This is a genomic window from Arthrobacter sp. I3, assembly GCF_000520575.1.
Taxonomy (GTDB): Bacteria; Actinomycetota; Actinomycetes; order Actinomycetales; family Micrococcaceae; genus Arthrobacter; species Arthrobacter humicola_A.
The window spans coordinates 23,642-36,647 of sequence record NZ_KI914935.1; the positions used below are offsets into that span (position 1 = coordinate 23,642).

Here is a 13,006-nt window from a genome sequence, read left to right on the forward strand (position 1 = left end):
TGGGCGGCGCCCAGCCGCTCGCCGTCACCCTGAACGACGGCGCCTGCCTGATTGTCGACGTCGACGAGACCCGCCTGCGCCGCCGGGCCGGGAAGCGTTACCTCGACGAGGTCGAAACTGATCTCGACGCCGCGATCGCCAAAGTCCTGAAGGCCAAGGAAGAGCGCCGCGGCTGGTCCGTGGGCTACGTCGGCAACGCCGCCGAGGTCTTCCCCGAGATCCTGCGCCGCCACAACGCCGGCGAGCTCACCGTCGACATCGTCACGGACCAGACCTCCGCGCACGACCCCCTGAGCTACCTGCCCGAGGGCATCACCGTCGAGGAATGGCACAGCGAGGCCGCGGCCGATCCCGAAGGCTTCACCAAGAAGGCCCAGGCCTCGATGGCCAAGCACGTCCAGGCCATGGTCGAGTTCCAGGACGCCGGCGCCGAGGTCTTCGACTACGGCAACTCCATCCGGGACGAGGCCCGCAAGGGCGGCTACAACCGCGCCTTCGAATTCCCCGGCTTCGTCCCGGCCTACATCCGGCCGCTGTTCTGCGAGGGCCTCGGCCCGTTCCGCTGGGTGGCCCTCTCCGGCGACCCCGAGGACATCGCAGTCACGGACAAGGCCATCAAAGAGCTCTTCCCCGAGAACAAGCACCTGCACCGCTGGCTCGATGCCGCCGCCGAACGGGTCGAGTTCGAAGGCCTGCCGGCCCGCATCTGCTGGCTCGGCTATGGCGAACGCGCCCAGGCCGGCCTGCTGTTCAACCAGCTCGTCAAGGAGGGCAAGGTCAAGGCGCCCATCGTGATCGGCCGCGACCACCTCGACTCCGGCTCCGTCGCCTCCCCGTACCGCGAGACCGAGGCCATGGCCGACGGCTCCGACGCGATCGCCGACTGGCCGCTGCTCAACGCCCTTCTCAACACGGCCTCCGGCGCCACCTGGGTTTCCATCCACCACGGCGGCGGGGTCGGCATCGGCCGCTCCATCCACGCCGGCCAGGTCTCCGTTGCCGACGGCACCGACCTCGCCGCGGAAAAGCTCGCGCGCCTCCTGACCAACGATCCCGGCATGGGCGTCATCCGCCACGCCGACGCCGGCTACGACCGCGCCGTCGAAGTCGCCAAGGAACGCGGCGTCCGCATCCCGATGAACGAAAAGAAGTAGGACTTCACAATGACTGTTACAACCCACGAACCGCTCACCGTCACCCTCGGCTCCAGCGGTGTCACCCCCGAGGACGTCGTCGCCGTCGCCCGCCACGACGCCCACGTCACCATCGCCCAGGACGCCCTGGACGCCGTCGCCAAGGTCCGCGCCCACATCGACGATCTCGCACACAGCGAGGTCCCGGCCTACGGGATCTCCACCGGCTTCGGGGCGCTGGCCAACCGGCACATCCCCAACGAGCTGCGCACCCAGCTGCAGAAATCCCTGATCCGCAGCCACGCCGCCGGCATGGGCCCGGCCGTGGAACGCGATGTGGTCCGCGGCATCATGTTCCTGCGCGCCAAGACCCTGGCCTCCGGCCGCACCGGCGTCCGCCCGGTGGTGCTGCAGACCATGGTGGACGTGCTCAACGCCGGCATCACCCCGGTGGTCCGCGAATTCGGCTCCCTCGGCTGCTCGGGCGACCTCGCGCCGCTGTCCCACTGCGCCCTGGTCCTGATGGGCGAAGGCGAGGCGACCGGCCCCGACGGCACGCTGTACGGGAGCAAGGATGCCCGCCCGGTCGCCGAGCTCCTCGCCGCGCACGGCATCGAACCCGTCACGCTGGCCGAAAAGGAGGGCCTGGCCCTCGTCAACGGCACCGAGGGCATGCTCGGCATGCTGCTGATGGCCATCGCGGACATCCGCCAGCTGCTTACGACGGCGGACATCACCGCCGCGCTCAGCGTCGAGGCGCTGCTCGGCACCGACCAGGTGTTCCTGCCGGAGCTGCACGCGGCGCTGCGCCCGCACCCGGGCCAGGCCGCCGCCGCGGACAACATGCTCCGTGTGCTGTCCAACTCCCCGATCGTGGCCTCGCACCGGATCAACGACACCAAGGTCCAGGACGCCTACTCGCTGCGCTGCGCACCCCAGGTGGCCGGCGCCGTCCGCGACACCGTGGACCATGCCGCCCTGGTCGCCTCCCGCGAACTGGCCGCCGCGATCGACAACCCGGTGGTCCTGCTCGACGGCCGGGTCAGCTCCAACGGCAACTTCCACGGCGCCCCGGTGGCCTACGTGCTGGACTTCCTGGCGATCGCCGTCGCGGACCTGAGCTCCATCGCCGAGCGCCGGACCGACCGGATGCTGGACCCGGCCCGCTCGCACGGGCTGCCCGCCTTCCTGGCCTCGGACCCCGGCGTCGACTCCGGCCTCATGATCGCCCAGTACACGCAGGCCGGCCTGGTCTCGGACAACAAGCGGCTGGCCGTCCCGGCGTCGGTGGACTCGATCCCGAGCTCGGCGATGCAGGAGGACCACGTCTCCATGGGCTGGCACGCGGCCCGCAAGCTCCGCCGCGCGGTGGAGAACCTGCGCCGGGTCCTGGCGATCGAACTGGTGACCTCGGCCCGGGCGCTGGACATCCGCACCCAGCTCTCCGGCGGCGAACTCACGCCGGGACCTGCGGGCGCGGCCGTGATCGCCGCGCTGCGCGACGTCGTCGACGGTCCGGGCACCGACAGGTTCCTGTCACCGGAGCTCGAAGCGGCGGATGCCCTCGTGGCCTCGGGCAAGGTCCGGGCGGCGGCCGAATCCGCCGTCGGAAATCTCGCCTGAGAAGAAACAATATGCACGGCAGCTGAATAATTCCCGGCGCCCCCGAAATCTTTTGCGACACGGACGGCGGGGGCCCGGGAACTGTAGTACAAATGGAGAGTCCACACCAACGAAGTTGTGGCCAAGAACACATACAAAGGGGTAAGAGTTCTATGAAAGCACGCGGCACGGTACTGTCCAGGCGCCTTGCATCCGCAGCTACGGTTTCCGACTGGAGCGGCCTCCGGGTCGGCGAACGGGTCGAAATCGTCAAGCACGCTCAGGTCATTGCGGCCGGTGAGGTCGAAGAGGTCTCAGTGAGCGGAAATGTGCTCTGGTTGGTCCCCGTGGGGCCGTCCGAAACGCAGCTTTTCCTGCAGTCCGACGGCGTGCAGGTCCGCCGCAGCTAAGCTGGCCGGGTTTTACGCGTTCACGCGTATCGTTGGGTGAGGGGCGCCGTTCCACAGGGACGGGGCCCCGACTCATCCCCCGGGCATCCGGGCCCGGGCAGGAGGACCACGCAGTGTTTGAGGCTCCCAGCATCGTTTTTGCCGCGGCAGGCATGGCCGTTTTCGCCGCCGCACTCCTGCCCAAGCTGCTGCGAAACGCGCCGCTGTCCATGCCGATGGTCTTCCTGGCCGCCGGCATACTCGCCTTCACATTCATCCCCGGCCTGCCGGCCCCAGATCCACTGCAATATGGGGAGTTCACCACCCACGTGACGGAAGTCTGCGTCATCATCTCCCTGATGGGCGCGGGCCTCGCACTCGACCGTCCCGTGGGACGACGCGAATGGTCCACCACCTGGCGGATGCTGGGGATCGCCATGCCGGTCTGCATTGTTGCACTGACCCTGCTGGGGCTCTGGGCGCTGGGGCTGGGGCTCGGAGCGGCACTGCTGGTCGCAGCCGCGCTCGCCCCAACCGACCCGGTGCTGGCCTCTGAAGTGCAGGTGGGCGAGCCCGCCGACGACGAGCACGAAACCGAGCGTGGCGAAGACGAGATCCGTTTCGGCCTCACCTCCGAGGCAGGCCTGAATGACGGGCTGGCCTTTCCGTTTGTCTACCTGGCCATCGCCATCAGCCTGTCCGGGTCGGCGCCGTCCGAGTGGTTTTGGCCCTGGTTCCTCACCGATGTCCTGTGGCGGATCGGCATGGGGCTACTCGTCGGCTGGCTGGCCGGGAAAGCGTTGAGCCAGCTGTTCTTCTCCGCCCGCGACAGCATCCGGCTGTCCAACCACTCGGAGGGCTTCGTGGCGCTGGCGGCGACGTTCCTCGCGTACGGGGTGACGGAAATGCTGGAAGGCTACGGGTTCATCGCCGTCTTTGTATGCGCCGTGACCATTCGGGCCGCTGAACGCACGCATGGGTTTCACCGTGTCATGCACGCCTATGTGGAGCAGCTCGAACGTCTCATGACGGTGGTCATCCTGGTGCTGCTGGGCGGCGCGATTGCACGAGGCCTGCTGGCCGGCATTGGCTGGGCGGAGGTTCTGGTGGCGCTGGCGTTCCTGCTGCTCGTCCGTCCGCTGGCGGGCTGGACCGGCCTCGCCCGGGGTAAGACCGGCCCGCGGGAACGGATCGCCATCGCCTTTTTCGGCATCCGCGGCATCGGCTCGCTCTACTATCTCGCATACGCGCTCAGCAAGGGCGACTTTGGAGCCCAGGCCGAGGAATTGTGGGCGTTCATCGGCCTGGTGGTGGGGATGTCCATCGTGCTGCATGGGGCGACAACGGCTCCCGTCATGAACCGGCTGGACCGGCTGCGCGAACGGAAGGCTGTGCAGCAACATGGCGACGAGGGCAAGGCGCCGAAAACGCCCATCTGAGGCGGCGGCTGACCGTTCCCGCCGCCCCGCCTATCCCAGCAGCGTATTGACCAGCCGGGCGGCCACTTTGGCGGTGCGGCCGTCGATGTCGAACTCCGGGTTCAGCTCGGCGATATCCAGATGCAGGAGCTTCCCGCTCGCGGCCACCTGGCGGCACACGGCGCTGATCACCGGCAGCGGCACACCAAAGGCCGCGGGAGCGCTCACCCCGGGGGCCGCGGAGGCCGGCAGCACGTCCAGGTCGATGGTCAGGTACACCGCGTCCACCTGTGCCAGGAAGGCTGCCACAAACGCGTGCGCGGCGTCCGCCGAGCAGTCCTCGTCCAGCAGGTAGTCCACGCCGAGCTCGTCTGCCGTCCGGAACAGCGTACGGGTGTTGTTCGGCTCGGAAATCCCGACGACGGCGTAGCGCAGTTCGCGGCCGGCGGCTGCTTCGGCGCGGGCCATCTGGAGAAACGGCGTGCCGGAGCTGGGCACCGGCTCATCGCGGAGGTCGAAGTGGGCATCGAGGTTCAGCACGCCGACGCTCAGGCCCTCGCGCACGGCCGCCGACCCGGCCACGCCGAGATAGCTGGCAAAGGCGGTCTCGTGCCCGCCGCCGAGCACCACGGGAAGCCCGCCGGCGTCGAGCAGACTGGTGATCGCGAGCCCGGCGCGGGCCTGTCCTGCCTCGAGCGCGTCCCCGGCCACGGTGACGTCGCCGGCGTCGTGCACGGGCCGCGTCAGGTGGAACGCGAGCGGGCCGAGCGCGGCCCGGATGGCCGCGGGGGCGGCCGCGGCGCCGGTCCGTCCCTTGTTGCGACGCACCCCGGCGTCGCTGCCGAAGCCGAGGATGACGGCGGGGCGCCCAGCAGGGACACCCGCCGGAACCGTGCCGGGAGCGTAGGGGGTCACCGCCTGCCACCAACGCCGGTGTTCGTCGCCGTCGCCGTCGAACCTGCCGGTCCAGGGCTGGGGCGGGACATCAACGGGGAGCGCGGGAGAAACCATGCCCCCAGCTCACCGCAGCCCGGGCCGGAAAGCCAGCCGGGCCGCCGTCGGACTGTCCGGAATCCCGGAAACTGAGCTTAAACGCCGCCGGGTGGGCCACGCCGGGTGGGCGTGGCCCACCCGGCGGGCGTGACCGCGGGCGGGGCTGCGTTAGTGGATCCCCAGGGCGGCCTCGATCGGGCCGATCGCGAAGAAGAGCAGGAACGCGGACGCCACGGCCCACATGAGCGGGTGCACCTCGCGGGCCCGGCCCTCGAACAGGCGGATCAGCACGAAGCTGATGAAGCCAGCGCCCAGGCCGTTGGCGATCGAGTACGTGAACGGCATGAGGGTGAAGGTCAGGAAGGCCGGAATCGCGATACCCCAGTCCTGCCAGTCGATCTTGCCCACCTGGGAGACCATCATGAAGCCGACGACCACGAGGGCGGGGGCCACGGCCTCGAACGGCACGAGGTTGATCAGCGGGGTGAAGAACATCGCCACGAGGAACAGCAGGCCGGTGACGACGGAGGCCAGGCCGGTGCGTGCGCCTTCGCCGATGCCGGCGCCGGACTCGACGTAGATCTGGTTCGAGGAGACGGAGGCGCCGCCGCCGATGATCGCGCCCAGGGCGTCCACCTGCAGCACGCGGTCGACGTCGGGGATGTTGCCGTCCTTGTCGATGGTGCCGGCCTCGGTGGCCAGTCCCACCATCGTGCCCATGGCGTCGAAGAAGATGCTGAGCAGGATCACGAACGCCAGCAGGGTCGCCGCGACGAAGCCGAGGTGTTCAAAGGCGCCGAAGGGGTTGGCCTTGCCGATCAGGGACAGGTCCGGGGCCGTCCACTCGGAGAACTGCGGTGCCACGAGGGACCAGCCCTGCGGGTTGTGGGTCTTGCCGTCAAAGCTGGGCCCGATGTGCAGGATGGATTCCAGGATCACGGACAGGATGGTCGAGGCCACGATGCCGATCAGGATGGCGCCCTTGACCTTGCGGACCACCAGCGCGATGGTCAGGATCAGGCCGAAGACGAACACGAAGGTCGGCCAGCCCAGGAGCTTGCCGTCGAAGCCCAGGCCGACAGGGACGGTGGTGCCGGCGACATCGGGGACGCGGCGCACGAAGCCCGCGTTGACGAGACCGATCAGGGCGATGAACAGGCCGATGCCCACCACGATCGCGGTCTTCAGCCCCTCGGGTACGGCCTTGAACACGGCCGTCCGGAAGCCGGTGAGGACCAGGATCAGCATGGTGATGCCCGAGAGCATCACCAGGCCCATCATGTCCGGCCAGGTCAGGCCGGGGTTCGTGGCCACTGTGACGGCGACGAACGCGTTGACGCCGAGCCCGGTGGCGAGGGCGAAGGGATGCTTGGCCCACGCGCCCATGAGGATGGTCAGGATGCCGGCCACGAACGCGGTGACGGCGGCGACGGCGGGGAAGCCCAGCGTGGCGCCCGAGGAGTCCGGCCCGGAGAGGATCAGCGGATTCAGCACCACGATGTAGCTCATGGCGAAGAACGTGGCGAACCCTCCGCGGATCTCGCGCGAGACGTTCGACCCCCGCTCGGATATCTTGAAATACCGGTCGAGTGCCGAGCCCTGCTTGAGCATTAGGTCTTGCATTAGTCCTCCGGGAGTGATGGGTGTTGCATATATCTTATTTGGCGCCCGAGGGCCAACCCTGCGTTTTCGCCTAGTCTGTAAGGAAGCCAACACTAGGAGTAGCCTGCCCATGCGCCGTATCCGCCAGCTTCGCAGTGCCCTGCTGGGCGCCGTCGTCCTTGTGGCCGTCCTGCTGGGAGCAGTGAGCCCGGCGTCGGCGCACGATACCGCGGAGTCCACCAGCCCGGCTGCCGGAGCAACCGTCGCGGCACCGCCGGAGCAGGTCTCGGTCACGTTCAACCACAATCCGCTTGCCCTGGGGTCGCAGATCGTGGTCAACGACGCCGCCGGCGCCAACTGGTCGGACGGTCCCGTGGAAATCGTGGACAACGTCGCTGCGCAGAAGCTGAAGTCCGGCGCCCCCGCGGGGCCGTACACCGTGCACTGGCGGGTGGCCAGTTCCGACGGCCACCCGATCGAGGGCAGCTTCACCTTCACAGCGACGGCGGCTGCGGCAGGCACGACGGCGGCTGCCGGCGTCCCCACGATGGGCACCGCCCAGCCGGGGACCACGCCCGCGCCAGCCCCTGCACCGGCCGGGTCGCAGCAGTTTCCCTGGAGCGTCATGGTCTTCGTCGCCGTCGGGGTCGGCATCCTGGTGGCCCTGGGCCTGATGGCGAAACGCCGCCTCACCCCGGACGAGGGCGGCGACACCGAAGGCTGAAACAAGCCAACCTGACTCCGGCAACGCGGCCAAAGCGCTGCTAGGCGGGGGCGGCCAGGGCAAATCCGCCGGGCAGCAGCGCGGGGATCCCGTTCGGGTGGACCTTGGCCGAGATTGCCTGTCCCACCACCTTGGCCTGGCGCAGGACTTCCTTGGGCGTCGGGGTAATGAGCTCGCCCACCCCCACGAGGTACATTCCCAGAGCATGCATTGCCGCCATGAGGTTCTGCCCGGCTGCCATGCCAAGCTCCGAGAGCATGCGGCGCAGCTGGCTGTGGGCGCAGCGGGTCAGGACAAGGTGGTCGGCCAGCAGGACGCCGCCAGGGGTCTGGACGGCCCACTTCTCGGTGGGTGAGCCGTCCGTGCCGGCCTCCAGGAGGTCCAGCTGCAGGGCCCGGATGTTGTTCCGCACGTCGAGCTTGTGGCTTGCGGCGTAGTTGCGCAGGTGCCGCAGGATTTCGTTGCGCTCCCTCAGGCTGGCGGCGTCCGCCGCGTCGCAGCGCTGAAGCGAGGAGGTGTTGGCCGGATGGCCGGCACCCAGGAGGTCGAGCCCGTCCACAATGATGGACGCAACGCCCCGGCGCTGGAGCTCACTGGCCACAGCCAGGCCGGAGAGCCCCGTCCCGATGACTACGGCGGTGGTCCGCTCAATCCCGCCGTACAAAGGCATGCTCGACACTGCAGGGTACCTCCTTGAAATGGTGCGAGTCGCGGGGGAAACCCCGGACGCCAACCCGTGCCTGGTTCCACAGCCCCAGCGGCTGCTTTCTGGAACACCAGTCTCGGTTCAGCAATGCCTCGAAGGATACCTAAGATTCCCGCCCGTGGATAGGGGAGGTAGGACATTGGCTGTGGTGCCGGATTCCGGCGGTTTCCGTGCCCCCGCTCCAGCGGAAACCGGCTCAAAAGCCTGAATTTCCGGGCCGGGAAACGGCGTGTTAACTCTGCGTAAATCCTTCCGCCGCGGGCGGCCGGGGACGCCTTGCCGCCGTCTTGAATGTTCGCAATTAACCGAGAATAGTGAGGAAAATCAGGGGTTCCTGCACGCAGATTCCGGGTCGCCTCGCCGGTGGACGCCGGGCGGCAGTACTTCTGGCAGAATAGCCGCAACATCAGGCAAGAATCGCGAGGAGGCGGACCCTATGGGCCGTGAACAGGTGCATCCGGACCCGGCATGGGAGACCGGTGGCGAGCCGGCGCCGCCCCGCGGAATCGTCGTGGGAGTGGACGGCTCGGACCACAGCCACTGCGCCCTGGTGTGGGCGGCCCGTGAGGCGGAACGCCGTCGCCGCCCGCTGCACATCGTGACCGCCTATTCCGTGCCGATCTTTGCCGCTTCCGGGCTCGACGGCGGCTACGCCACGGTGGACGACTCCGTGATCCGCGAGGGCGCCGAAGCCATCCTCAAGCACGCCATGGACAAGATCGCCTTCTACAACATCGACGTCGACGCGTCCGTCGAAAACGGGGACGCGTCCGGCGTGCTGCTGGAAATCAGCGAAACCGCGGAGCTTCTGGTCTTCGGCACCCGCGGCCGCGGTGGCTTCGTGGGCCGGCTGCTCGGCTCCGTCAGCAGCGCGCTGCCCGCCCACTCGAAGTGCCCCACCGTGACCGTGCCACTGATCTGCGCGGACCGCCTGGGCGAAACCACAGACGACAAGCACGTCCTCGCCGAACGTGCCAGGTCGGGCAGCCAGCCGGTGGAGAACGTCGTGGTCGTCGGCGTCGACGGTTCCGAGCAGGCCCGCGTCGCCGTGCTGGAGGCCGCAGCGCAGGCCGAGCGGCTCTCCGCCCGGCTCCGCGTGGTGTGCGCGGTGCCGCAGTACACCGGCTCGCTGGCATGGGTGCCCACCCCGATGGACCGCGACGCACTGTTCGCCGACATCAAGGTACAGCTCGACGCCGGCGTGGCCTGGCTGCGGAGCTACTTCCCTGCCCTGCAGGTGGAGACTCAGCTCGTGGACGGCTCGCCCGTCGACATCCTCGTCGACGCCAGCCGGCACGTGGAGCTCGTGGTGGTCGGCACCCGAGGGCGCGGCGGATTCACCGGGATGCTGCTGGGCTCCACGTCCGACGGCGTCCTCCACCACGCCAAGGGCCCGGTGATGGTGGTGCCGGACCGCGACGACCCGCGGCTGGCGGACAGAGCCAGCTTCGGCCCGATGCTCGGCGACTCCTAGAAGGCGACGGGCCCGGCGTCGGAAGGACGGTTAACGGATGGAGCACCCCGGGACGCCGGACCCTGCCGAGGGCGGGCCGGTCCTGGCCCTTGAACGCCTTGGCCCGGACATGCTGGCCACCGTCGGCGGGAAGGCGGCGAACCTGGGCGAACTGGCACGCGCCGGCCTACCGGTGCCCGCCGGCTTCTGCCTGACCACCAGTGCGTATCTGGACGCCACGGCATCCCCGGCGCTGGCGGACGTGCACCGCGCCCTCGCCGCAACAGCCCCCGACGACCTGGCGGGGCTGGCGGCGCTCGCGGCGAAGGCCCGCGCGCTGGTGCTCGACGCCGATGTCCCCGCCGGCATCGACGCCGCCGTGCGCGCCGCCTATGCGGCGCTGGGCACCGGCACGGCGGTCGCCGTGCGGTCCTCCGCGACCGCCGAAGACCTGCCGTTTGCCAGCTTCGCCGGCCAGCAGGACACTTTCCTGAGCGTGGTGGGTGCGGATGCCGTGCTGGCTGCCGTCCGCCGGTGCTGGGCCTCGCTGTGGACAGACCGCGCGGTGACCTACCGCGCGGTGCAGGGGATTGAGCCCTCGGCGGTGTCCCTCGCCGTGGTTGTCCAGCGCATGGTGGACGCGGCCGTGGCCGGGGTGCTGTTCACAGCCAATCCCGTGACCGGCCGGCGGCACGAGGCCGTCATCGACGCCAGCCCGGGGCTGGGGGAGGCCGTGGTGTCCGGGGCGGTCAACCCTGACCACTTCGTGCTCGACGGCACCACGGGACGGATCCTTGAGCGGCGAATTGGGGACAAGGGCATCATCATTCGTCCCCTGCCCGGCGGCGGCACCGAGCGGGTGGCGCAACCTGACGCCGGGCTGGCGCCTAGCCTGGACGACGCCCAACTGGCGGCACTGGAGCTCCTGGGCCGCCGCGCGGAGGTGCACTTCGGCTCGCCGCAGGACCTCGAATGGGCCATCGGCCGGGACGGTGCCGTGTGGCTGACTCAGTCCAGGCCCATCACCACCCTCTATCCGATGCCGGACCGGCCTCCCTCCGGGCCGACGCCGCGCGTGTATTTGTGTTTCAGCCTGGCCCAGGGGCTGACCCGGCCCCTCACCCCGATGGGACTCGCCGGCATCCGGCTGATTGCGTCTTCGGTTGCGGGGGCGGCGCATTTCCCGGTGCCGGTGCCCCGTGACGGGCCCGCGCCGTACGCGGAGGCAGGCCAGCGGATTTTCTTCGATCTCACGCCGGTTCTCCGGAGCCAGACCGGGCGCGCCATTGTCCCCCGCGTGTTTGACGTCATGGAGGCGCGTTCGGCCACCGTGCTGCGCAACCTTTTCGCCGATCCCCGGTTCTCCGTGACCACAACAAGGCCGTGGGGGCTCCTGCGCCACGTCGCCCCGGTGGCGGCGCGGGCGAAGGTCCCGGAGACCTTGATCCGCGGCCTCATCCGGCCCGAGGCGGCACTGCGCCGGGCAGACCGTGTGGGCGAACAGCTCCGCGCGGCACTCGCGGTGCCCGCCGGCGCCACCGCCACGGAGCGCCTGGACCACGTCGAGCGGATCCTTGGCCAGCATGTCTTTCCCGTGGTTCCCGCGATCCTGCCGCTGCCCGCCCTGGGGTTCGCCTTGCTGGCCGTGGCCGGAAAACTCGCCGGGAAACCGGGGAACGGGGCGCTGCAGGAAGTCCTGCGGGGGCTGCCCAACAACGTGACCACCGAAATGGACCTGGACCTGTGGTCGCTGGCTACTGCCATCCGCAACGACCCGGCGTCGGCGGCGGTGTTCGGGGAAGCCGCATTGCCCGAGATAGCCCGGCGTTACCGGGCGGGGGACCTGCCCGGCGTCGTGCAATCCGGGCTGCGGGACTTCCTGGGCCGGTACGGACACCGCGCCGTGGCGGAGATCGACGTCGGCATGCCCCGCTGGTCTGATGACCCGACCCACATCCTCGGGGTCCTGGCCAACTATCTGCGCATGGATGATCCCGCGCTCGCCCCGGACCGGCAGTTCGGCAAGGCGGCCCGCGAGGCGGAGGCACAGGTGGCCCGGCTGGTGGCAGCGGCGGCGCAGCGCAGCCGCCTTCGCGGTGCACTCGCGCGGGCCGCGCTGCGGCGGACCCGGATGTTCGTCGGGCTGCGGGAGCTGCCCAAGTACCACCTCGTGGAAGCGCTCGGCGCCGTCCGGCGGCAGCTCGCAGCCGTCGGGGCCGAACTCGCCTCGGCCGGGGCTCTCGATGCGGCCGACGATATCTTCTTCCTCGACCTGGCTGACGCGCACCGGGGGCTCGGCGGCGCCGCGCTGCAGGGGCTCGTGGCACGGCGCCGGGAGGCGTACGCGGCCGAACTGGGCCGCCGGCACATTCCCCGCGTGCTGCTCTCGGACGGCACCGAGCCCGAGGCGGTGCAGACCACTGCGGTGCAGACCACAGCCGGCGGAAGGGGGCCGGCGGGTTCTGACGGCGGCGCGGGGCGGCTCTCCGGCACGCCGGCTTCGGCCGGCACCATCACGGCCCGGGCCCGGGTGATCCTGGACCCCCAGGGTGCGCACCTGGAACCGGGCGAGATCCTCGTGGCGCCGTCCACCGATCCGGGCTGGACACCGTTGTTCCTGACGGCCGGCGGCCTCGTGATGGAAATGGGCGGGCCCAACTCCCACGGCGCCGTCGTCGCCCGGGAATACGGGATCCCCGCAGTGGTGGGGGTCCCCGACGCGACGTCGAGGATCGCCACGGGCCACAGCATTACGGTCGACGGCGCCGCCGGCACCGTGACGCCGTCAACGCCGCCGGCACCCTGACGCCGTCACCCTGACGCCGGCAACTTCGCGCCGGGCCGCCGGCGGCGGCGGGCTCCGCACCATGGTGTCGGCCGGCTCGCTACAGTGGGGCCATGAGCGAAGTGCGCGGCTCCGAGGGCCGGGAGCCCGGGAGCGCCGGAGTTCCCGCGGCGGGCACCCCGGCGCCTGACACCCGGCCGC

At 70.0% G+C, this 13,006-nt stretch carries 10 protein-coding genes; 7 read left to right on the forward strand and 3 right to left on the reverse strand.

Annotated features, from left to right (window positions below; all coding sequences use genetic code 11):
* From hutU to Y706_RS0114465, 4 genes are all read left to right on the forward strand, one after another.
* Positions 1 to 1,154 (forward strand): urocanate hydratase (gene hutU / locus Y706_RS25605; RefSeq protein ID WP_043436211.1); only part of this gene is annotated, 1,154 nt, incomplete at its 5' end.
* A gap of 9 nt (positions 1,155 to 1,163) precedes the next feature.
* The gene (gene hutH / locus Y706_RS0114455; RefSeq protein WP_028277139.1) at positions 1,164 to 2,756 is read left to right on the forward strand and encodes a histidine ammonia-lyase; all 1,593 of its coding nucleotides are present in this window, start codon (positions 1,164 to 1,166) and stop codon (positions 2,754 to 2,756) included.
* A 152-nt stretch (positions 2,757 to 2,908) separates the two neighbouring features.
* Complete coding sequence (locus Y706_RS0114460) at positions 2,909 to 3,145, forward strand: hypothetical protein (RefSeq protein WP_028277140.1); 237 nt, start codon at positions 2,909 to 2,911, stop codon at positions 3,143 to 3,145.
* A 113-nt stretch (positions 3,146 to 3,258) separates the two neighbouring features.
* Positions 3,259 to 4,563 (forward strand): cation:proton antiporter, encoded by a 1,305-nt coding sequence (locus Y706_RS0114465; RefSeq protein WP_028277141.1) that lies wholly within the window; start codon positions 3,259 to 3,261, stop codon positions 4,561 to 4,563.
* 30 nt (positions 4,564 to 4,593) lie between these two features.
* Here Y706_RS0114465 and hutG read toward each other — a convergent pair whose 3' ends face one another.
* Together hutG and Y706_RS0114475 are read right to left on the reverse strand one after the other, a co-directional pair.
* On the reverse strand, positions 4,594 to 5,553 hold the full coding sequence (gene hutG, locus Y706_RS0114470; RefSeq protein ID WP_028277142.1) for a formimidoylglutamase: 960 nt from the start codon (positions 5,551 to 5,553) through the stop codon (positions 4,594 to 4,596).
* Between the two features lie 150 nt (positions 5,554 to 5,703).
* Positions 5,704 to 7,146 (reverse strand): NCS2 family permease, encoded by a 1,443-nt coding sequence (locus Y706_RS0114475; protein ID WP_028277143.1) that lies wholly within the window; start codon positions 7,144 to 7,146, stop codon positions 5,704 to 5,706.
* 121 nt (positions 7,147 to 7,267) lie between these two features.
* On the opposite strand from Y706_RS0114475, the gene Y706_RS0114480 reads away from it, so the two are divergent.
* Entirely contained in the window at positions 7,268 to 7,861 is a 594-nt protein-coding gene (locus Y706_RS0114480; RefSeq protein WP_028277144.1) for a copper resistance CopC family protein, read from the forward strand.
* Positions 7,862 to 7,901: 40 nt separating this feature from the next.
* Here the strand turns inward: Y706_RS0114480 and Y706_RS0114485 are convergent, their stop codons facing one another.
* Complete coding sequence (locus Y706_RS0114485; protein ID WP_043436212.1) at positions 7,902 to 8,531, reverse strand: NAD(P)/FAD-dependent oxidoreductase; 630 nt, start codon at positions 8,529 to 8,531, stop codon at positions 7,902 to 7,904.
* 472 nt (positions 8,532 to 9,003) lie between these two features.
* Here Y706_RS0114485 and Y706_RS0114490 point away from each other — a divergent pair, with 472 nt between their 5' ends.
* Both Y706_RS0114490 and Y706_RS0114495 read left to right on the forward strand, forming a co-directional pair.
* A complete protein-coding gene (locus Y706_RS0114490) occupies positions 9,004 to 10,041 on the forward strand; it encodes a universal stress protein (RefSeq protein WP_028277146.1) in 1,038 nt (345 codons plus the stop codon).
* A gap of 37 nt (positions 10,042 to 10,078) precedes the next feature.
* Entirely contained in the window at positions 10,079 to 12,826 is a 2,748-nt protein-coding gene (locus tag Y706_RS0114495) for a PEP/pyruvate-binding domain-containing protein (RefSeq protein WP_028277147.1), read from the forward strand.
* Positions 12,827 to 13,006 lie beyond the last annotated feature (180 nt).